Below are 18,304 nucleotides of genomic sequence, written 5' to 3'. Positions count from 1 at the left end.
AGGCTCGACAGGAGGCTCAATGGCACGCACCGCCATCCACCCGGGCGAGCATCTCGCCGAAGAGCTGTCCGAACTCGGGGTCTCGGCTGCGGAGCTGGCGCGTCAGCTCGACGTGCCGGTGAACCGCATCATCGGAATCATCAACGGCCAGCGCGGAATCACGGCCGATACGGCGCTGCGGCTCGGCCACTGGTTCGGCACCAGTCCGGAGTTCTGGCTCAATCTGCAGGCGCTCTACGAGCTGCGTCTGGCCAGGCGCGAGATCGGCGATCGACTCGGCGGAATGCCGACGCTCGCCGATCGCACGAAGCTGTCCGGCGGGGCCTCAGCGAAGTGACGCATGTCCGCTGTGAGAACGTTTCCGTTCGACGTCACAACCACCCCGGCACCCGGTCCAGCGCGATGATCTCCGCGATCGACGGACGTGGGCGCACCACGGCCCAATCCGATCCGTTCACCAGCACCTCCGGGACGAGCGGACGGGTGTTGTAGGTGCCGGCCTGCACGGCCCCGTAGGCGCCGGCCGACATCACGGCGATCAGGTCGCCCGGCTGCGGCGCCGGCATCTCGCGGTCGAGCGCCAGGAAGTCGCCGGACTCGCACACCGGGCCGACCACGTCGGCGACGATCCGCGGCGTCTCCGGCGTCGGCGCGACGACCGGGCGGAGCGCGTGGAAGGCGTCGTAGAGGGTCGGCCGCACCAGGTCGTTCATGGCGGCGTCGACGATCACGAAGGTCTTCGCCTCGCCGCGCTTCACGTAGATCACCCGGGTCACCAGGATGCCGGCATTGCCGACCAGCAGCCGGCCCGGCTCGAACAGCAGCCGGCAGCCGAGGTCGCGGGTCGCCTCCTTGACCACGGCCGCATAGGCCTCCGGATGCGGCGGCTCGTCGTCGCTCTCGTCGTAGGGAATGCCGAGCCCGCCGCCGAAGTCGATATGCGTGATGGCGTGGCCGTCGGCGCGCAGCGCGCGGACGAAGTCGGCGAGCAGCGCGAAGGCGTCGCGGAACGGCCCGAGCGCCGTGATCTGGCTGCCGATATGCATGTCGACGCCCTCGACCTTCACGCCGGGGAGGGCGGCGGCGCGGGCGTAGACGTCGCGGGCGCGAGAAATCGGGATGCCGAACTTGTTCTCGGCCTTGCCGGTCGAGATCTTCTCGTGGGTGCCGGCATCGACGTCCGGGTTGACGCGCAGCGAGATGCCGGCTCGCTTGCCCTTCGCGGCGGCGATCGCGGACAAGAGCTCCAGCTCGGGCTCGGACTCGACATTGACGCACAGGATGCCGGTGTCGACCGCGAGCGCGAGCTCGTCCGCGGTCTTGCCGACGCCCGAGAACATGATCTTCTCCGGCGGGATGCCGGCCGCCAGCGCGCGCTTCAGTTCGCCGCCCGAGACCACGTCGGCACCGGCGCCGAGGGCGGCGAGCGTGCGGATCACGGCCTGGTTGGAGTTCGCCTTCATGGCGTAGCAGATGGTCGCCGGCACGTCGGCGAAGGCCTCGGCGAACACCCGGTAGTGCCGGGTCAGGGTGGCGGTCGCGTAGCAGTAGAACGGCGTTCCGACCGCCTCGGCGATGCGGACGAGATCGACCGCCTCGGCGTGCAGCACGCCGTCGCGATACTGGAAATGATGCATGGGCGCCTCGGACGGGAGCGGGGTCGGCGCAGCATGATGTCGCCGCGCCGCTCCGGCGGGCCGGAGCGGGTGTCGCGACGTGCAGGCGCAGGGGCAGCGTTTAGGCCAAAGTGGCTCAGTTGAGAAGCGGGTCGAGCGGGAAGCGCCGATCCTTCGCCGGCGGCAGCGTCATTTGCTGCTGCTGCGGCGTCATGTCCGGCAACAGACCGGACGGCGACCGCCATCCCTGCTGCTGCTCGGCGGTGGGCGCCGGGACGGCCTGGGCGGAGGGCGGTGGGTCGAGCGCGCTCTTGCGGCCGCAGCCGGCAAGGCCGAGTGCCCCGGCCAAGGCCACGATCGTCAGAACCCTGATCACGCGCGTACGGCTCACGAGCCTGTCGCCCCCCATCGAACCCACTCCGTGCGACGAGCCATCCTGTCCGCGCGGACTGTCCCGCGCGCCGGCGGATGCCGGTCACGAGCGCCGACCCTACAGCATCGGTACGCGAAATTCGGACCTTTTCGGGAGCACGGTGTGATTTTCGCAGCGACCGTGTGATCCGTGCATCAGCGTTCCCCACCGCACATCGGGGCGGAACCGCATCGGCGGCCTGCGGTTGTCCCAGCGCGATCGATTCGACCCCTATAAGCCCTTGAGGAGGCAACTGAATGCCGTCGACCACCAAGCTGTTCCGCGCCGGGGTGCTGGCCCTGGGCGTCACTGCCCTCGCGATGCCGGCGTTTGCCCAGACCGGCAATCCGGCCGCTCCGACCGGCACCGAGACGCCGAACAACGCCCCGCCGAAGGGCAATATCGGCACCAGCGGCTCGACCGGCGGCGTCGGCCAGCCCGGGATGGCTCCGCGGGCGCCGATGGGCACCACCGGGGCGGGCGGCGCCAATGCGCTCGGCGATTCGCAGCGCCCGAGCGCGATGCCGCCGACCTCGAGCGGTGTGCCGGCCGAGAATCTCGGTGCCCGTGGCTCCAACGCGCCGAGCAACGTCCCGAACCCGGGCCCGAAGGGCAATATCGGCGGGAACTGATCGCGCTGATCGGCAAATGGCGCGACGCCCTCGGCGGGCGTCCGCCGCCGGTGCGGTCCGCGATCACGGCAGCCGACGCGAGGCCGGCCCCGGAGCGATCCGGGCGCCGGCCTCGGCGTTTTCAGGACCGGGCGTTTTGGGACGAGCGACGTGTCGCGGTCACCGCGACGGTCGACGGTCCGCCGTCATCGCGCGGCTTCGGCCGCGAGCCGGGTCAGCCAGGCCTCGGCCTGGGCGCGGACGTTGTCGGGCGCCGTGCCGCCGTAGCTGGCGCGGCTCCTCACTGCGCTGTCGACGGTCAGCACGTCGAACACCGCCGCCGTGATGCGCGGCTCGACGCTCTGCATGGTCGCGAGCGGCAGCTCGGCGATGTCGACGCCGGCCTTCTCGGCCGCCTGCACGATGCGGCCGGTGACGTGGTGGGCGTCGCGGAACGGCATGCCCAGCACCCGCACCAGCCAGTCGGCCAGATCGGTCGCGGTGGCGTAGCCGCTGCCGGCGGCGGCTCGCATGCGGGCCGTGTCGGGCGTCATGTCGCGCACCATGCCGGCCATCGCGACGAGCGACAGCTCGAGCGCCGCGAAGGCGTCCATGGCGCCTTCCTTGTCCTCCTGCATGTCCTTTTGGTAGGCGAGCGGCAGCCCCTTCATCACCATCAGGAGCGCGGCGAGATCGCCGCAGACGCGGCCGGTCTTGGCCCGCACCAGCTCGGCGGCGTCCGGATTGCGCTTCTGCGGCATGATCGACGAGCCGGTCGTGAAGGCGTCGGTGAGCTTCAGGAAGCCCACCAGAGGCGACGTCCAGATCACGATCTCCTCGGCGAAGCGCGACAGATGCACGGACGTGATCGCCGCGGCCGCGAGCGTCTCCAGCACGAAGTCGCGATCCGAGACGGCATCCAGGGAATTCGCGGTCGGGCGCGAGAAACCGAGCGCCGCGGCGGTCTTGTGACGGTCGAGCGGGAACGACGTGCCGGCCAACGCGGCCGAGCCGAGCGGGCATTCGTTGAGCCGGGCGCGCGCGTCGGCGAAGCGGCCGCGGTCGCGCCCGGCCATCTCGACATAGGCGAGCAGATGGTGGCCGAACGTCACCGGCTGGGCCGTCTGCAGATGGGTGAAGCCCGGCATCACCGTGTCGGCATGCGCCAGCGCCGTCTCGGCGAGCGCCCGCTGGTAGTCGGCGAGCAGCGCGTCGATGCCGTCCACGGTGTCGCGGACCCACAGCTTGAAGTCGGTCGCCACCTGGTCGTTGCGCGAGCGCGCGGTGTGCAGGCGGCCGGCCGGCTCGCCGATCAGCGCCTTGAGCCGCGACTCGACGTTCATGTGGATGTCTTCGAGGGCGCGGGAGAATTCGAACGTGCCGGCCTCGATCTCGGCCAGCACGGCGTCGAGCCCCGTGGCGATGGCCGCCGCGTCGGCCGCCGAAATGATGCCCTGATCTGCGAGCATCCCCGCATGCGCCTTGCTCGCGGCGATGTCCTGCCGGTACAGCGCGCGGTCGAAGTCGATCGAGGCGTTGATCTCGGCCATGATCGCGGCGGGCTCGCTTTCGAACCGGCCACCCCACATCTTGTTGCTCATTCCGCGTCCCTGAAGTGTCCGACCCGACAGTCCGAAGCAGTGTTCGCCCATGGCCGATGATCCCGTGACGACCCCGCCCGAGCCCGCGGCCGCCGCCGCGCCGCGCCGGCCGCGGCGGACGATGCTCGTCGCCCTCGCGCTCGGCGCCGCCGTGGCGGTCGGTGCCGGGGCGGTATACGGCCTGTCGGGTTTGGGGCGCAATCCGCAGGCCGCGGCCTGCGGCCCGGCGCTCGATCTCGCGAAACGCCTCGCGCCGCTCGCCAAGGGGGAGGTCGCGGCCGTGGCGGTCGCCGACACGCCGCGGACCCTGCAGCACCTCGCCTTCACGGACGGGACGGGGGCGGCGAGGACGCTCGCCGATTGGCGGGGGCGCACCGTGCTCCTCAACCTGTGGGCGACCTGGTGCGTGCCCTGCCGCAAGGAGATGCCGGCGCTCGACGCGCTCCAGCGTCAGGCCGGAAGCGAGCGGTTCGAGGTGGTCGCCGTCAACGTCGACACGCGCAACCCCGACAAGCCGCGCGCCTGGCTGAAGGAGGTCGGGATCGACGGTCTCGCCTACTACGCCGATCCGAGCGGCAAGATCCTGCGCGAGATCGGCGCCTTCGGCCTGCCGGCGACCGTGCTGGTCGATCCGGCGGGCTGCACGGTGGCGACGCTCGCCGGACCCGCCGAATGGGCGAGCCCGGACGCGCTGGCTCTGGTGAAGGCCGCGCTGGCGCGGTGAGGAGCAAGGCGAGGCCGCCGCGCTGCCGCGACCGGGCCGATCAGTAGATCAGCACGGGCGCCTTGCCGATCAGGCTGCGGTCGTCGATCTCGCGGACCAGGAAGTCGGCGACGTCCTCGCGCGAGACGAGCCCGTTGCGCCAATCCTTCTTGTCGACCAGGACGCGATACTCGCGCGTCTTGTGGCCGTTGGTCAGCACCCCGGGGCGGGCGATCGTCCAGTCGAGCCCGCTCTCCTTGATCAGCTTCTCCTGCCGGCTCTTGTCGTCGTAGGCGCGGCCGAAGACCAGCACGAACGGGCCGTACTGGAGCAGGTTGATGCTGCTGCGGCTGTCGCCCGCCCCGAAGCCGGTGACGGCGATCAGCCGGCGCACCCCGTGCTTCTGCATGGCGGCGACGAGATGCCGGGTCGAGTCGGAGAACAGCCGCACCGGGCCGATCATGTCGGAGAACCCGATGCCGAGAGTCTGGATCACCACGTCGACGCCCTCGACGGCCGCCTCGAGGTCCGCGGCCTTGAGGGCGTTGCCCTTGACGATCTCGAGACGCGGATCGGCCTTGATCCGCGGGGCCGAACGGGCGAAGGCCCGAACCTGGTGGCCGGCGGCGAGCGCCTGAAGCGTGGTTTCGAAGCCGATGCCCTTCGAGGCACCGACGATCAGGACACGAGCCATCCTAAAATTCCCTTTTGGACGCGACGGACCGGGCCGGGCGTCGAATGAGTCGACATCGGCGAACGAACGGGGAGGGCGGTCGGATCACACCGCGGCGCGAATGCCGGCGAACGCCGGCCCGACCCCGGGCCGAGACCGCGAAGGCCGGAGGCCCGTCACCCGTTTCGGGTTCTCCTATCGCACAGATCGCGGGACGGGACCACGATCGTGCCGCGCGTCCCGCGCGAACTCCGCGGGACGTCGTAAACGCATGTCTCGAAAGGGATCAGGCGCGCGGCCGCATCCGGGCCGCCGCGTTCGTGGGCGCGGCCGAGGTCGGCGGGGCGGCTCCGGAAAGGCTCGGCCGGGACTTAAACGGAGATGTCGAGCGCGCGGCCGACGCCGGCCGCCACATTGGCGAGGCGCTGGCCGTTGTCGGCGGCGGCCTGCACCATGTCGGCGATGTCCTTCTCCTGCTGGGCGTTGACCTTCATCATCTTCGCCGTCATGGCGATCTGCGTCTCGCCGGCCTGTGCGCCGACGGCCGCGCCTGCGACTGCCGTGGTGTTCATCGCGTCCCTGCCTTTTCGTTGCTCGGCGTCGGCGTCGAGGCCGGAGCGCCGGATTCATGAGCGCGCCGCCTTCAGGCCTTCATGTCGAGCTGGGTCTTGGCGATCTTGGCCTGCAGCTCCGACTGCACCCGCACCGCCGCGCGCTTCGCCGCGATCTCGCCCATGCCGGAGCCGAGCGTCGTCGCCGTGTCGGCGAACGAGTAGCTGAACGCCGCGAGGTTCGCTGCGACGTTGTTGTTGAACGCCTTCTGCTTGGCGCGCCAGTTGGTCACCTGCCCGTAGGCGGTCGGCGTCGACACCCAGTTGAACCGGGACGAGACGATTCCCATCGGTCCGCTCCTCGGCGGGAATCCTAGGCCCCGCCGCGTTAACGAACCCTCACCAGGCGTGCGAAGATCGCGGGGCCGCCCCGCTATTTCACCACGCCCGAGACGCAGCACGGGCGCTTGCGCGGCGCCGGAATGCGGGTCTTGAGGTAGCAGCGCGGCGTCGGGCCGACATAGCCGGCGCGCAGGAACGTCCAGGCGCGGCAGCGGCTCTCGCCTTCGCAGGCGGCCTTGCAGACCTGCCAGGTCGCCTCGGCCGCGAGATCGAGCGTCTGGTAGTCGCCGCCGGCGCGGTCGATGCCGATCTCGCCGCCGCCGTCGTTGGTCTCGGTGACGCCGGCGCCCTTGACGCCGGAGGCGCAGCACGGATCGGCCTTGGCGGCCTCCACCTGGGCCTTGAGGCGGCACACCGCGCCGCCCTCCGCGGTCGGGTAGGCGAAGCTCCAGGCTCGGCAGCGGGCGTCGCGCTCGCAGCGCGACGCGCAGGCGGCCGGATCGGCGCTGCGCACCGGAAACGTCGTGTAGGCCGCGCCGCCGCGGTCGAAGCCGACCTGGGCGCGCGCCGCGCTCCATCCCGCCGGCAGGGCGACGACGACGGTCATCACGACGACGGTCACGAGACGGACGGTCACGAGGAGAGCGAGGCGAAGCAGCAGGGACACCGGAGCGGGGAGGCGGGACTCGACCGACACTGTGCCTCCCGTCATCGTGGGTCGTCTCGTTCGAGGACCGCCCGTGGACCGGACCATGGTCGGCGAGATCTATCGCAAAATCCCACCTCCGAACAGGCGCGACCGGGCCTGCCGCGAGCCGCCTAGACGGCGAGCGGCGCCACGGTGGCGCCGAGCAGGCCGATCAGATCGGCGGGCTCGAGCTCCACCTGAAGGCCGCGCCGTCCGCCGTTGAGCACGACGGTCGCGTGCGCGGTCGCCTCCTGCTCTACGAAGACCCGCACCCGTTTCCTCTGGCCGAAGGGCGAGATTCCGCCGACATGATAGCCGGTGATGCGCTCGGCCTCGGCCGGCGGCAGCATCTCGGCGTGCTTGGCGCCGGCCGCGGCCGCGAGCTTCTTCAGCGACACCTCGCGGTCGGACGGCAGCACGACGCAGACCGGCTCGCGGTCGGCGCGCGCCATCAGGGTCTTGAGCACGCGGGCGGGCGCGAAGCCGAGCGCCTCGGCCGCCTGCAGGCCGATGCGCGGGGCGTCGGGATCGTAGTCGTACTCGTGCAGCGAGAAGCCTATTCCGGCCTTCTGCAGCGCCTGGACGGCCGGCGTTCCCTTCGCCATGGCGGTGGTTCCCGTCCGAGCCGTGTCCGATCAGTAGGCGTATTCGTTGAACACCGGGTCGACCGAGCCGCCCCAGGCGCCGTGGAACTTCTCCAGCAGCTCCTCGGCCGGCGTGCGGCCGCGCTCGACGATGTCCTCGAGCGGCGCGAGGAAGCGCGTCTCGTCGCGGCCCATCCAGTCCTGCTTCTCGCGCCGCGCCAAGCCGGCGCGGGCGAGCGCGACGGTCTCGCGCGCCAGCTCCAGGATGGTGCGGCCGGCGATCGTCGCCTCGAAGCCGAGGCGCGGCACCTGGTCCCGCAGGCTCTGCCGCTCCTCCGCGGTCCAGCCCTTCACGATCTCCCAACAGGCGTCGAGATTGGCGTCGTCGTAGAGGAGGCCGACCCAGAAGGCCGGCAGCGCCGGCAGGCTGCGCCACGGCACCGCGTCGGAGCCGCGCATCTCCAGGTAGCGCTTGAGGCGGACCTCCGGGAAGATGGTCGAGATGTGGTTGGCCCAGTCGGAGAGCGTCGCGCGCTCGCCCGGCAGCGCGTCGAGCCTCCCCGCCAGGAGATCCCGGAAGGACTGCCCGGCGACGTCGATGTAGCGGTCGCCGCGCTTGACGAAATACATCGGCACGTCGAGCGCGTAGTCGACCCAGCGCTCGTAGCCCATGCCGGGCTCGAACGCCCAGGGCAGCATGCCGGAGCGGTCGGCGTCGGTGTCGCGCCAGATCTCCGAGCGGAACGACAGGAAGCCGTTCGGCTTGCCTTCGGTGAAGGGCGAGTTGGCGAACAGCGCGGTGGCGACCGGCTGCAGCGCCAGCGAGACGCGCAGCTTCTTGACCATGTCGGCTTCCGACGCGAAGTCGAGATTGGTCTGCACCGTGCACGTCCGGTACATCATGTCGAGGCCGAGCCTGCCGACCTTCGGCATGTAGCTCGTCATGATGCGGTAGCGGCCCTTCGGCATCACGGCGATCTCGGTGCGGGTCCAGGTCGGCGCCATGCCGAGCCCGAGAAAGCCGATGCCGAGCGGCGCCGCCACCTCGCGCAGCTGGGCGAGATGGGCCTGCAGCTCCGAGCAGGTCTGGTGGATGGTCGGCTCGGGGGCGCCGGAGAGCTCGAACTGGCCGCCCGGCTCGAGCGAGATGGCGCCGCCCTGGGTCACGTCGACGAGCCCGATGATGTGCTCGCCCTCCATGATCGGCTCCCAGCCGAGGATCATCTGCATGCCCTCGAGCAGGGCACGAATGCCGCGCGGCCCCTCGTAGGGCAGCGGCTCGTGGCGGGCGATGGTGAAGGGGAACTTCTCGTGCTCGGTGCCGATCCGGAACTTGTCCTTCGGCTTCTCGCCGGCCGCGAACCACGCGACGAGGTCGTCGCGCGACTGGAGCGGCGTCATATCGATCACGTCACGAGCCATGGAGCGGTCCGGTGGGGTTGGCGCGGCGACCTTACACACCCGGGGCGAAAGAGCAACGTGCCGGACCTGCTCCCTTTTTCCGGCTTGCGGCACGGCCCGGGGCGCCGCCGCGGCGGTATGCCGGCCGGGTAACCGCATTTCCGGTCGAGAATTTTTCCCGCCCCAAACTTGTGCTAGACGAACCTGGCCGCAACGGAGCGGCGACAGCGGAGCGGCGAACCGACGTGGCGCTTGCGAGACAGGATCGGTCCTGGTCAACTCGGTCGGTGGCGGACCGCCGCGCGGCGGTGCTGCGCGTGGCCGCGGTGCTGCGCGTGGCCGCGGTCGGGGCCGTGCCGCTGCTCGGCGGCTGCGCCCAGAATCTCGATCTCGGCATCCTCTACGCGGCGCCCGGCAAGTACGATTATTTGCGCTGCGAGGATCTGCCCGCCCGCCTCTCCACGGCGATCGGCCGCGAGAAGCAGCTTACCGACCTGATCGCCCGCGCCAACCAGGAGCCGGGCGGACAGGTGGTCGGCTCGGCCGCCTACTCGGCCGACCTCGCCCAGGCGCGCGCCGAGCAGAAGATGCTGCGCCAGACCGCGGTCGACAAGAACTGCGGCCCGATCGAGCCGCCGCCCCCCGGTGCCGCCCCGGCCGCCGCGCCGGCAGCGCCGCCGCGGACGACGGGCCGACCGCCGACGCGGACGCAGTAGCGGTCGACGGCGTCCGGGCCTCGGCCAGTCAGTTCAGCGTAAAGGAAGCGCCGGCGACGACGCCGTAGTCGCTCACATCGGGCGCGCCCGTGAAGGCGGCGTTGATGCGCAACCGGTCGCTCACCGCGTAGCCGATGCCGACCGCCAGGCCCGCCTGGTCCTTGTAGTGGCCGAACGCGGCGGCGAGCGACGCCCTGCCGGGCCGGGGATCGTACTGCAAGCCGGTCGCCGCGAGCGCCAGGGCGGCGCCGGCCCGCGCCTCGCGCCGGGTGGCGGTCACCTCGGTCTGCAGCCCCGCGATCTGCGACTGGAAGCCGGCGCTGACGCTGCTCAGCTGACCGACCGTGGCGGCATCGGTCGCCGCGATGCCGGCCGCCACATTAGTCAGGCGTCGCTCGCCGCCGGGCGATCCGAACGACACCGTGTTGGGGGCGCTCGCGAGGGATCCCTGGCCGATCGCCACCGCGTTGGTCGCACCCGCCGCGACGGTCGCGCCGCGCCCGATCGCGGTCGCACCGGCGGCCATGGCGACACTCGCCTCGCCGAACGCGACGGCGTTGGCGCCGGTGGCGATCGCGCCGTTGCCGATCGCGGTGTTGCCGACCGCGGTCACCTGCGCGCCGGCGCCGAGCACCACGGCATTCGCGAAGCCGTTGTCGCTGGCATTGGGGCCGATCACCACGGCGTTCGCGGCCGAGATCGCGTTCGTGCCGATGGCGATCGCGTTGGTGCCGTTCGCCTGCGCGAGGTGGCCGAGCGCCAGCCCGCCGGTGCCGTCGGCAAGCGCGCCGGCGCCCATCGCCAGACTCGCGTCACCGCTCGCCGTGCTGCCGGCGCCGAAGGCCGCGCTCTGGACCCCGCTCGCCCGGCTGCTCGTGCCGTAGGCCGAGCTGGACACGCCCGACGCCGTGCTGGCGACACCGACTGCGACGGCGTCGACGGCGCCGGCGCCGACCTGCGCCCGGGCGCCGATCGCGATGCCGCGGGTCGCGGTCGAAGCGACGAACGCCGCACCGCCGGGGCCGGGCGCGGCGGCGCCACCGATGGCGATCGAGCTTTCGGCGAGGGCCCGCGCATTGGCGCCCGTCGCCGTGCTGTGATTGCCGGCAGCGACGCTGCTGTCGCCATAGGCCGCGCTGCTGGAGCCCGTCGCCGTGCTGCCGGCACCGAAGGCCGCTGCGCTGGATCCCGCTGCCGTGGCGTTGACGCCGAATGCGGCGGCGTTGCTGCCGCTGGCGACGCTCCCGGTGCCGACGGCCGCGCTGGACAGGCCGGTCGCCTGGGCATTGTTGCCGTATGCGGCGGCATTGTCGCCGGTCGCCTTGCTGACGATGCCAAAGGCGGCGCTCGACGCGCCCGACGCCGTGCTGCCGGCACCGAAGGCCGATGCGTTCAGGCCGGTCGCCTGGCTGCTGATGCCGTAAGCCGAAGCGTTCAGGCCGGTCGCCTGGCTGCTGACGCCATAGGCCGAACTGTTGTCCCCGGTCGCCTGGCTGCCGGTGCCATAGGCCGAGCTGGTTCTGCCCGACGCTCTGGCCGCCACGCCGATCGCGCTGCTCTCGAAGCCTCCCGCATTTGCTTGGTTTCCGATCGCAACGGCACCATCTCCGCCGGCCTGGGCGAGGGTGCCCACCGCCACCGCCACGGGGCCGGTCGCCTGAGCGCTGTTGCCGAATGCCACGGCGCCAATTCCCGTCGCTGACGCGTTGACGCCGACCGCCGTGGCACTGTCGCCACTCGCGACGCTGCCGGCCCCGACGGCCGTGCTGGACAGGCCGGCCGCCTGGGCATTGTTGCCGTACGCGGCGGCATTGTCGCCGGTCGCCTTGCTGACAATGCCGAAGGCCGCGCTCGATACCCCCGATGCCTCGCTGCTTGCGCCGTAGGCCGAAGCGTTCAGGCCGGTGGCCTGGCTACCGACGCCGTAGGCAGCACTGGCTTGCCCAGTCGCCCGGGCATTATTGCCGTATGCGGCGGCATTGTCGCCGGTCGCCTTGCTGCTGGTGCCGACGGCCGTGCTGGACAGGCCGCTCGCCTCGGCTCTGCTGCCGAACGCCGCAGCATCGTCGCCGGTCGCCCGACTGAGGATGCCGACCGCCGCGCTGGAGCCACCCGACGCCGTGCTGTTGGAGCCGACGGCGGTTGCAAATATCGCGGTCGCGTTGGCGGAGTTGCCGAAAGCCGAGCTGGCTCGGCCGGTCGCCGTAGCAGCTGTCCCGACCGCGAGGGCACCGGGGCCGCTGGCTTGGCTGGTGTTGCCGAACGCGACCGCGCCGCCGCCGTTCGCCGTGTTGTTGGTCCCGCAAGCCACGTCGGTGCCGGTGACGGCGGTGCTGCCGCCGTCGCCGAGACCGGCCGTTCCGTTCTGGTTGCAGACGAACTGGGCGTGGGCAGCGTCCGGCGCCAGGACGCCGGCCATCACGCCGAGGGCCACGCCCCCTAGAAGGACCGCGCCCCGCCTCCGTCCCCCCGGCTGCCGGCGCCGGGTCGTGGGGCCGGTGACGCCGCTCCCCATGGCTCCGAATTGCGGACATGCGTCATCGTCGCGCGAGATGGTCATCGGCGCCCCCCCGTTCCGAATGTCGTCGTCCCAGCCTGCAGCCGCCCCCCGGCGTGCCCGTCGCCGCGGTCTGCAGACGCCCCCCTCACGCCCACTGACGCCTACGCATACGCCAGCGTCGACGCGCCAGCCTGTCACGACCGGTGCGCACGCCCTGATCCCGCCCGGAGGGTTGAATCGCCCTACCCGATGGCGTTTAATCCTGGTCTGCGTAACCCAGGGTACTCGGCGGCATGCGGGCATCAACGGAACAAACCACCACGGTGTCGCCTGGAGTGTCGCTCGGGGCGACCGAACCAGCCGACGGCCCGGCGCCGACGGGCCGGCCGATCTGATCAGGTGACGGTCCCGCTCGGCTCATGATCACGTCCTCCCCTGATCACGTCGCGCTGCTCCGCGAGGCGGAGACCTACGGCGCCCATCCGCAGTTCGATCCGGCGATGCGGGCCTTCTGCATCGGCCTCGCCAGCTTCCATTCGGTCGGCTTCACGCGGCTCACTGGCGTCGTCGACACGATCACGTTCGCGGTCGCGTTGCTGGTGCTCTATCTGGACATGATCGCGCCTGAGAGCGCCAATGCGAGCCGGCTCGTCGCGCTCTGCGCGGACGGCGGGCTCGCCGGCGCGACGGCAGTGCGCAATGCCATCTCGGCGCTGCGGCGCGGCGGCATGATCGTGGTCGACGATCGCGTCGAGGTCGGGCAGGCGCATCCGGTGCGGCCGACCCCGGCCCTCGTCGACACCATGAAGGACAATCTCGCGACACGCCTGTCCGCCATGGAGCCGGTGGTGCCGTGGCCGAAACCGGCCGGCGAATGGGCCCGAACCGACGGTGTCCTCGAAGGGTTCGTGCGCGGCAATATCGAGGCTTATCGGAACAGCCGCTTTCTCCTGTTCCAACAGTTCCCCGAGATCCGCGGCTTCATGGATCGCCACTGCGGCTATCCGGTGCTGCTCGATGTCCTCGGCCGATCCGAGACGTCGGCACAGGGGATGTCCACGGTGGTGCCGCTCTCGGAGGTCGCGGAGCGGTTCGACGTGTCGCGCACCCATGTGCGAAAGCTGTTCGGCGCGGCGGCGGCGAACGGCTGGCTCGACTTCGAGCCCAAGGGCCGGCTGACGATCGACGCGGCCCGCTTCGCGCGCTTGCGTCTGTGGATCGGCCTGGAGTTCGCCTGGACCCGGCGGCTCGTCGGATCGCCGCCGGGCGCCGGCTCCGACGTCAGGGCTTGCGGCTGAGCAGAAACACGGCCTGCTCGCCGAACAGGTTCCAGAACCACCACGGCGCGTCGATCTTCAGCGCCGTGCCCCACGGGTCGAGCGCCACGGCCTTCTCCATGCGGGCGCCGGTGAGCGCGCACATGTCGTTGAAGTCCTTGATCGTGCAGAAGTGGATGTTGGGCGTGTCGTACCACGTCTCGGGCAGGTTGGCGGTGCGCGGCATCCGCCCGTAGAGCAGGAGCTGCAGGCGGATGCGCCAGTGGCCGAAGTTCGGGAACGACACGATGGCGTGCCGGCCGATCCGCAGCATGTGCTCGATCACGTCGCGCGGCCGCCGCGTCGCCTGCAGGGTCTGCGACAGGATCACGTAGTCGAAGGCGTCGTCCGGATAGCTCGCCAGATCCGTGTCGGCGTCGCCCTGGATCACCGCGAGGCCCTTGGCGACGCACTCGTTCACGCCCTCGCGCGACAACTCGATGCCGCGTCCGTCGACGCCACGCGCCTCCAGGAGCCGCAACAGCTCGCCGTCGCCGCAGCCGACGTCGAGGACGCGCGAGCCGGGCTCGACCATCTCGGACACCAGCAGCAGGTCGACGCGAGCCCCGCCGGGACCGCGGACGGTCTCGGCCATGGTGAGGTCGCGCGGCGCGCGGGACAGCATCACGGCAAGCACCTCACGTCACACCTCACACGGAATCTGCACGACTAAGTCGGCCGTCATTCCGGGGCGGCGCGCAGCGCCGAACCCGGAATCCAGCCGAGAACGCAGAGTTTTCCGCTGGATTCCGGGTTCGCAGCTTTGCTGCGCCCCGGAATGACCAATCGAACTGACTGCCGGACGCGGGATCACGCTGGAGATCTCCTCAGACCACGATGCCGCGGGCGCGGCCAGCGGCGTCGAGAAAGCCGCGCACGATGGCGAACAGCTCCGGCTCGTCGAGCAGGAAGGCGTCGTGGCCCTTGTCGCTGTCGATCTCGGCGAACGAGACGCGGGCACCACCGGCGTTGAGGGCGTGGACGACGGCGCGCGACTCGGCGCTCGGGAACAGCCAGTCCGACGTGAAGGAGATCACGCAGAACCGCGTCCGCGTGCCCCGGAAGGCGTTCGCCAGAACCCCGCCGTGGTCGCCGGCGAGGTCGAAATAGTCCATGGCGCGGGTGAGATAGAGATAGCTGTTGGCGTCGAAGCGCTCGACGAAGGTCGAGCCCTGGTAGCGCAGATAGCTCTCCACCTCGAAGTCGGCGTCGAACGAGAAGGTCGGGTTGTCGCGGTCCTGGAAGCGGCGACCGAACTTGCGGTGCAGCGCCGTGTCGGACAGGTAGGTGATGTGCGCGCCCATGCGGGCGACCGAGAGGCCGCGGCGCGGGCTCGTGCCCTCGACGAAATAGCGGCCGTTGCGCCACTCCGGATCGGCCATCACGGCCTGGCGGCCGACCTCGTGGAAGGCGATGTTCTGGGCCGAGTGGCGCGGCGCCGTGGCGATCGGCAGCGCCGAGAAGACGCGCTCCGGATAGCTCGCGCACCACTCGAGCACCTGCATGCCGCCCATCGAGCCGCCGACCACGGCGAACAGCGAGTCGATGCCGAGGTGGTCGAGCAGCATGGTCTGGGCCCGCACCATGTCCTTGATGGTGATGACCGGGAAGTCGAGCCCGTAGGGCTCGCTGGTCAACGGGTTGGTGGAAGAGGGGCCGGACGAGCCCATGCAGCCGCCGACCACGTTGGAGCAGACGACGAAGTAGCGGTCGGTGTCGATCGGCCGGCCCGGACCGATCATGATGTCCCACCAGCCGCCCTTACCGGTCACCGGATGGACGTTGGCGACGTGCTGGTCGCCGGTGAGGGCGTGGCAGACCAGGACGGCGTTGCTTCTGTCGTCGTTGAGGGTGCCGTAGGTCTGGTAGGCGACCTGGAACGGCGACAGCGCGACGCCGCAGTCGAGCTGCAGCGGCCGGCGCTGGTCGAACACGGCGAGCTTGGAGCGCGGATGGTCGGCCTCGCGCACCAGCACGGGGAGCTTCCTGTCGGTCTTGATCTCGGCCTCGGCGGGGGTGGTGCTCATCGCGGTCGAAACCGGCCTCTCGTCGTGTCGCTGCGGGCGACCATCGCGGGGGTGGAACCGCCCATGGTGGTCGGAAACCGGGTTTCGCACAACCGGCAAGCGACGCCGCACGGGCGCCCGAGGGGCGACACGGGTCGGGCTTACATAGGGCGGGGCGGCGCCCTGTCAATGTTTTCTTTGCGTTCGCGCCGGCTGCAAATTATCAACCACATCCGTGAGATGGGCGACAAGCCCGCGCCCCGGAGGCCGTCATGGAAGCCAGATCCCCCGCATCGCCCGCGTCGTCGTCCGCCGCATCCGCGCCGCCGAAGGTGTCGCTGCCGGCGCTGCGGGCCGAGATCGACCGCATCGACGAGGCGATGCACCGGCTGCTGATGGAGCGCGGCGAGATCATCGCGCGGCTGATCGAGGTGAAGCGCACGGCCGAGACCGGCTCTGCCTTCCGGCCCGCCCGCGAGGCCGACATGATGCGCCGCCTGGTCGAGCGCCATCACGGCATCCTGCCGCTCGACACGGCCGAGAGCATTCTGCGCGTCATCATCGCGACCTTCACCTATGTGCAGGCCCCGTACCGGGTGCATGCCGACCTCTCCACCGGCGAGGCGGCGATGCGGGACAGCGCGCGATTCCATTTCGGCTTCACGGTGCCGTTCGAGGGGCATCTCGGGGTGCCAGGGGTGTTCCGGGCGCTCGACGGCGCCCATGGCGACCTCGGCCTGGTGCCGGCGACGAGCCCCTCCGGCGGCGCCTGGTGGACGGCGCTGGAGGCCCCGGACGCGCCCAAGATCATCGCCCGGCTGCCCTTCGTCGAGCGCGCCGACCACCCGGCCGGGCTGCCGGTGTTCGCCGTCGCCCGACCGCATCCGGACGCGCTGGTCACCGAGGTCCGGCTGTACAGCGTGCGGGTGTCGGGCTGGAGCCTGAAGGCCGCGCAGGCCGCCGGCATGCTCGCCGAGGTTGTGGCGGTGCCCGACGGCGCCTTCGACGGGGCGGCGCTGCTGGTCTCGGTGCCGGCCGGCCGCACCATCGAGGAGGTGACGGCGGCCCTGATCGGGGCGGGGGCCTCGGTCCGCGCCCAGGCCATGGTCGGCGGCCACGCGACCCGCTATACCGTCTCGGCGGACGGCGCCCTGGTCCCGACCGGGCACTGACGTCCGCCGCAGTCGATACGCCGTGCCCGCGCATGCGGGCATCCACGCGCTTTCCGCCCTCGCAGGACCGAAGACGTGGATGGCCGGGACGAGCCCGGTCATGACGGAAGAGAGAACCGTGCATTCTGCCGAAGGTCTTGTGATGTCCAACGTTCGTCCGCAGCCGCGTCCCGGCGTCCTGTCGATTTCCGCCTACGTGCCCGGCAAGAGCGGCGCCCCCGGCGTCGCCAAGGTGTTCAAGCTGTCCTCGAACGAGTCGCCGCTCGGCCCGAGCCCGAAGGCGGTCGAGGCCTACAGGAGCGTCGCCGAGCATCTCGAGGACTATCCGGACGGCGCGTCGACAAGGCTGCGCGAGGCGATCGGCGCCGTCTACGGGCTCGATCCGGACCGCATCATCTGCGGCGCCGGCTCCGACGACCTCCTCAACCTGATCGCGCGGGCCTATCTCGCCGACGGCGACGAGGCGATCCACTCGCAATACGGCTTCCTGGTCTACCCGATCGCCACCATGGGGACGGGCGCCAAGCCCGTCTCGGTGCCGGAGAGGAACCTGACGACCGACGTCGACGGCATCCTCGCCGCCGTGACGCCGCGCACCAAGGTGATCTTCCTCGCCAACCCGAACAACCCGACCGGCACCTACATCCCCTATGACGAGGTGAAGCGGCTGCATCGCGGGCTGCGCCCCGACATCCTGCTCGTCCTCGACGCGGCCTATGCGGAGTATGTGAGCCGCAACGACTACTCGACCGGGCTGGAGCTCGTCGCCGAGAGCGACAACGTGGTGATGTGCCGGACCTTCTCGAAGATCCACGCGCTCGCGGCGCTGCGCCTCGGCTGGATGTATGGCCCGGCCCACATCGTCGACGCCGTCAACCGGGTGCGCGGGCCGTTCAACGTCAACGCCCCGGCGATCGAGGCCGGCATCGCGGCCGTGCGGGATGCCGAGCATGTCGAGCGCTCGCGCGCCCATAACGACCGCTGGCTGCCGTGGCTCTCCGAGGAGATCGCCAAGCTCGGGCTGACCGTGACGCCGAGCGTCGGCAACTTCTTCCTGATCCATTTCCCGACGCAGGGCGGCAAGACCGCCCAGGCGGCCGACGCGTTCCTGACCAGCCGCGGCCTGGTGCTGCGCGCGGTGGCGAGCTACGGCCTGCCGAACGCGCTGCGCATGAGCATCGGCACCGAGGAGGCCAACCGCCTCGTCGTCGCCGCGCTCGCCGAGTTCATGGCGGGGTAGCAGCGCTGCATCGGCCGACAGCAGTGCGCCAGTTCTCCCTCTCCCCGCGTGCGGGGAGAGGGTGGCTCGCCGCGCAGCGGCGAGACGGGTGAGGGGGCCTCTCGTGGATACGGAGACGCCCCCTCACCCGGACTTCGCGCCCGCGGCGCGAACTCCGACCTCTCCCCGCGCG

At 71.1% G+C, this 18,304-nt stretch carries 19 protein-coding genes; 7 read left to right on the top strand and 12 right to left on the bottom strand.

Features of this window, described 5'->3' with window-relative positions:
- Positions 1–19 precede the first annotated feature (19 nt).
- The gene (locus tag ABTU92_RS06380) at positions 20–337 is read left to right on the top strand and encodes a HigA family addiction module antitoxin (protein ID WP_408088770.1); all 318 of its coding nucleotides are present in this window, start codon (positions 20–22) and stop codon (positions 335–337) included.
- Positions 338–371: 34 nt separating this feature from the next.
- Here ABTU92_RS06380 and lysA read toward each other — a convergent pair whose 3' ends face one another.
- A complete protein-coding gene (lysA, locus tag ABTU92_RS06375; protein ID WP_408088768.1) occupies positions 372–1,637 on the bottom strand; it encodes a diaminopimelate decarboxylase in 1,266 nt (421 codons plus the stop codon).
- A 115-nt stretch (positions 1,638–1,752) separates the two neighbouring features.
- Complete coding sequence (gene lptM / locus ABTU92_RS06370) at positions 1,753–2,007, bottom strand: LPS translocon maturation chaperone LptM (protein ID WP_408088766.1); 255 nt, start codon at positions 2,005–2,007, stop codon at positions 1,753–1,755.
- 278 nt (positions 2,008–2,285) lie between these two features.
- Here lptM and ABTU92_RS06365 point away from each other — a divergent pair, with 278 nt between their 5' ends.
- Positions 2,286–2,660 carry a hypothetical protein gene (locus ABTU92_RS06365; RefSeq protein WP_408088764.1) on the top strand — a complete coding sequence of 125 codons (375 nt, stop codon included), beginning with the start codon at positions 2,286–2,288 and terminating at the stop codon, positions 2,658–2,660.
- Positions 2,661–2,845: 185 nt separating this feature from the next.
- On the opposite strand, the gene argH is transcribed toward ABTU92_RS06365, so the two are convergent.
- On the bottom strand, positions 2,846–4,240 hold the full coding sequence (gene argH, locus ABTU92_RS06360; RefSeq protein ID WP_408088762.1) for an argininosuccinate lyase: 1,395 nt from the start codon (positions 4,238–4,240) through the stop codon (positions 2,846–2,848).
- Positions 4,241–4,289: 49 nt separating this feature from the next.
- Here argH and tlpA point away from each other — a divergent pair, with 49 nt between their 5' ends.
- Positions 4,290–4,964: a thiol:disulfide interchange protein TlpA gene (gene tlpA / locus ABTU92_RS06355; RefSeq protein ID WP_408088760.1), complete on the top strand. Its 675-nt coding sequence runs from the start codon at positions 4,290–4,292 to the stop codon at positions 4,962–4,964.
- Positions 4,965–5,004: 40 nt separating this feature from the next.
- On the opposite strand, the gene ABTU92_RS06350 is transcribed toward tlpA, so the two are convergent.
- The 6 genes from ABTU92_RS06350 to ABTU92_RS06325 all read right to left on the bottom strand — a co-directional run bounded on the left by ABTU92_RS06350 (position 5,005) and on the right by ABTU92_RS06325 (position 9,203).
- On the bottom strand, positions 5,005–5,637 hold the full coding sequence (locus tag ABTU92_RS06350; RefSeq protein ID WP_408088758.1) for an NAD(P)-dependent oxidoreductase: 633 nt from the start codon (positions 5,635–5,637) through the stop codon (positions 5,005–5,007).
- Between the two features lie 350 nt (positions 5,638–5,987).
- Positions 5,988–6,188 (bottom strand): hypothetical protein, encoded by a 201-nt coding sequence (locus ABTU92_RS06345; RefSeq protein WP_111358013.1) that lies wholly within the window; start codon positions 6,186–6,188, stop codon positions 5,988–5,990.
- A 71-nt stretch (positions 6,189–6,259) separates the two neighbouring features.
- Entirely contained in the window at positions 6,260–6,517 is a 258-nt protein-coding gene (locus tag ABTU92_RS06340) for a hypothetical protein (RefSeq protein WP_408088756.1), read from the bottom strand.
- An 83-nt stretch (positions 6,518–6,600) separates the two neighbouring features.
- Positions 6,601–7,146 carry a PAN domain-containing protein gene (locus ABTU92_RS06335; RefSeq protein WP_408088754.1) on the bottom strand — a complete coding sequence of 182 codons (546 nt, stop codon included), beginning with the start codon at positions 7,144–7,146 and terminating at the stop codon, positions 6,601–6,603.
- A 182-nt stretch (positions 7,147–7,328) separates the two neighbouring features.
- Entirely contained in the window at positions 7,329–7,802 is a 474-nt protein-coding gene (gene ybaK, locus ABTU92_RS06330; RefSeq protein ID WP_408088752.1) for a Cys-tRNA(Pro) deacylase, read from the bottom strand.
- 30 nt (positions 7,803–7,832) lie between these two features.
- The gene (locus ABTU92_RS06325; protein WP_408088750.1) at positions 7,833–9,203 is read right to left on the bottom strand and encodes a glutamate--cysteine ligase; all 1,371 of its coding nucleotides are present in this window, start codon (positions 9,201–9,203) and stop codon (positions 7,833–7,835) included.
- Positions 9,204–9,469: 266 nt separating this feature from the next.
- On the opposite strand from ABTU92_RS06325, the gene ABTU92_RS06320 reads away from it, so the two are divergent.
- The gene (locus tag ABTU92_RS06320; RefSeq protein WP_408088748.1) at positions 9,470–9,898 is read left to right on the top strand and encodes a hypothetical protein; all 429 of its coding nucleotides are present in this window, start codon (positions 9,470–9,472) and stop codon (positions 9,896–9,898) included.
- A gap of 28 nt (positions 9,899–9,926) precedes the next feature.
- On the opposite strand, the gene ABTU92_RS06315 is transcribed toward ABTU92_RS06320, so the two are convergent.
- Positions 9,927–12,332: a YadA family autotransporter adhesin gene (locus tag ABTU92_RS06315; RefSeq protein ID WP_408088746.1), complete on the bottom strand. Its 2,406-nt coding sequence runs from the start codon at positions 12,330–12,332 to the stop codon at positions 9,927–9,929.
- Positions 12,333–12,817: 485 nt separating this feature from the next.
- Here ABTU92_RS06315 and ABTU92_RS06310 point away from each other — a divergent pair, with 485 nt between their 5' ends.
- Positions 12,818–13,696: a hypothetical protein gene (locus ABTU92_RS06310; protein ID WP_408088744.1), complete on the top strand. Its 879-nt coding sequence runs from the start codon at positions 12,818–12,820 to the stop codon at positions 13,694–13,696.
- Here the strand turns inward: ABTU92_RS06310 and metW are convergent.
- Positions 13,680–14,309, bottom strand: a complete 630-nt coding sequence (gene metW / locus ABTU92_RS06305; RefSeq protein ID WP_408088820.1) for a methionine biosynthesis protein MetW — start codon at positions 14,307–14,309, stop codon at positions 13,680–13,682. The two genes, ABTU92_RS06310 and metW, sit on opposite strands and share 17 nt — an antisense overlap.
- Before the next feature lie 232 nt (positions 14,310–14,541).
- Positions 14,542–15,741 carry a homoserine O-acetyltransferase gene (locus ABTU92_RS06300; RefSeq protein WP_408088742.1) on the bottom strand — a complete coding sequence of 400 codons (1,200 nt, stop codon included), beginning with the start codon at positions 15,739–15,741 and terminating at the stop codon, positions 14,542–14,544.
- 251 nt (positions 15,742–15,992) lie between these two features.
- On the opposite strand from ABTU92_RS06300, the gene ABTU92_RS06295 reads away from it, so the two are divergent.
- Together ABTU92_RS06295 and hisC are read left to right on the top strand one after the other, a co-directional pair.
- Positions 15,993–16,892 carry a chorismate mutase gene (locus tag ABTU92_RS06295; protein WP_408088740.1) on the top strand — a complete coding sequence of 300 codons (900 nt, stop codon included), beginning with the start codon at positions 15,993–15,995 and terminating at the stop codon, positions 16,890–16,892.
- Between the two features lie 142 nt (positions 16,893–17,034).
- Complete coding sequence (hisC, locus tag ABTU92_RS06290; RefSeq protein WP_408088739.1) at positions 17,035–18,132, top strand: histidinol-phosphate transaminase; 1,098 nt, start codon at positions 17,035–17,037, stop codon at positions 18,130–18,132.
- The last annotated feature ends 172 nt before the right edge of the window (positions 18,133–18,304 follow it).

This window comes from Rhodoplanes sp. SY1, from assembly GCF_046000175.1.
Lineage (GTDB): Bacteria > Pseudomonadota > Alphaproteobacteria > Rhizobiales > Xanthobacteraceae > Rhodoplanes.
Note: the sequence above shows the minus strand (reverse complement) of the source record. Positions and strands in the feature narration are given on the sequence as shown.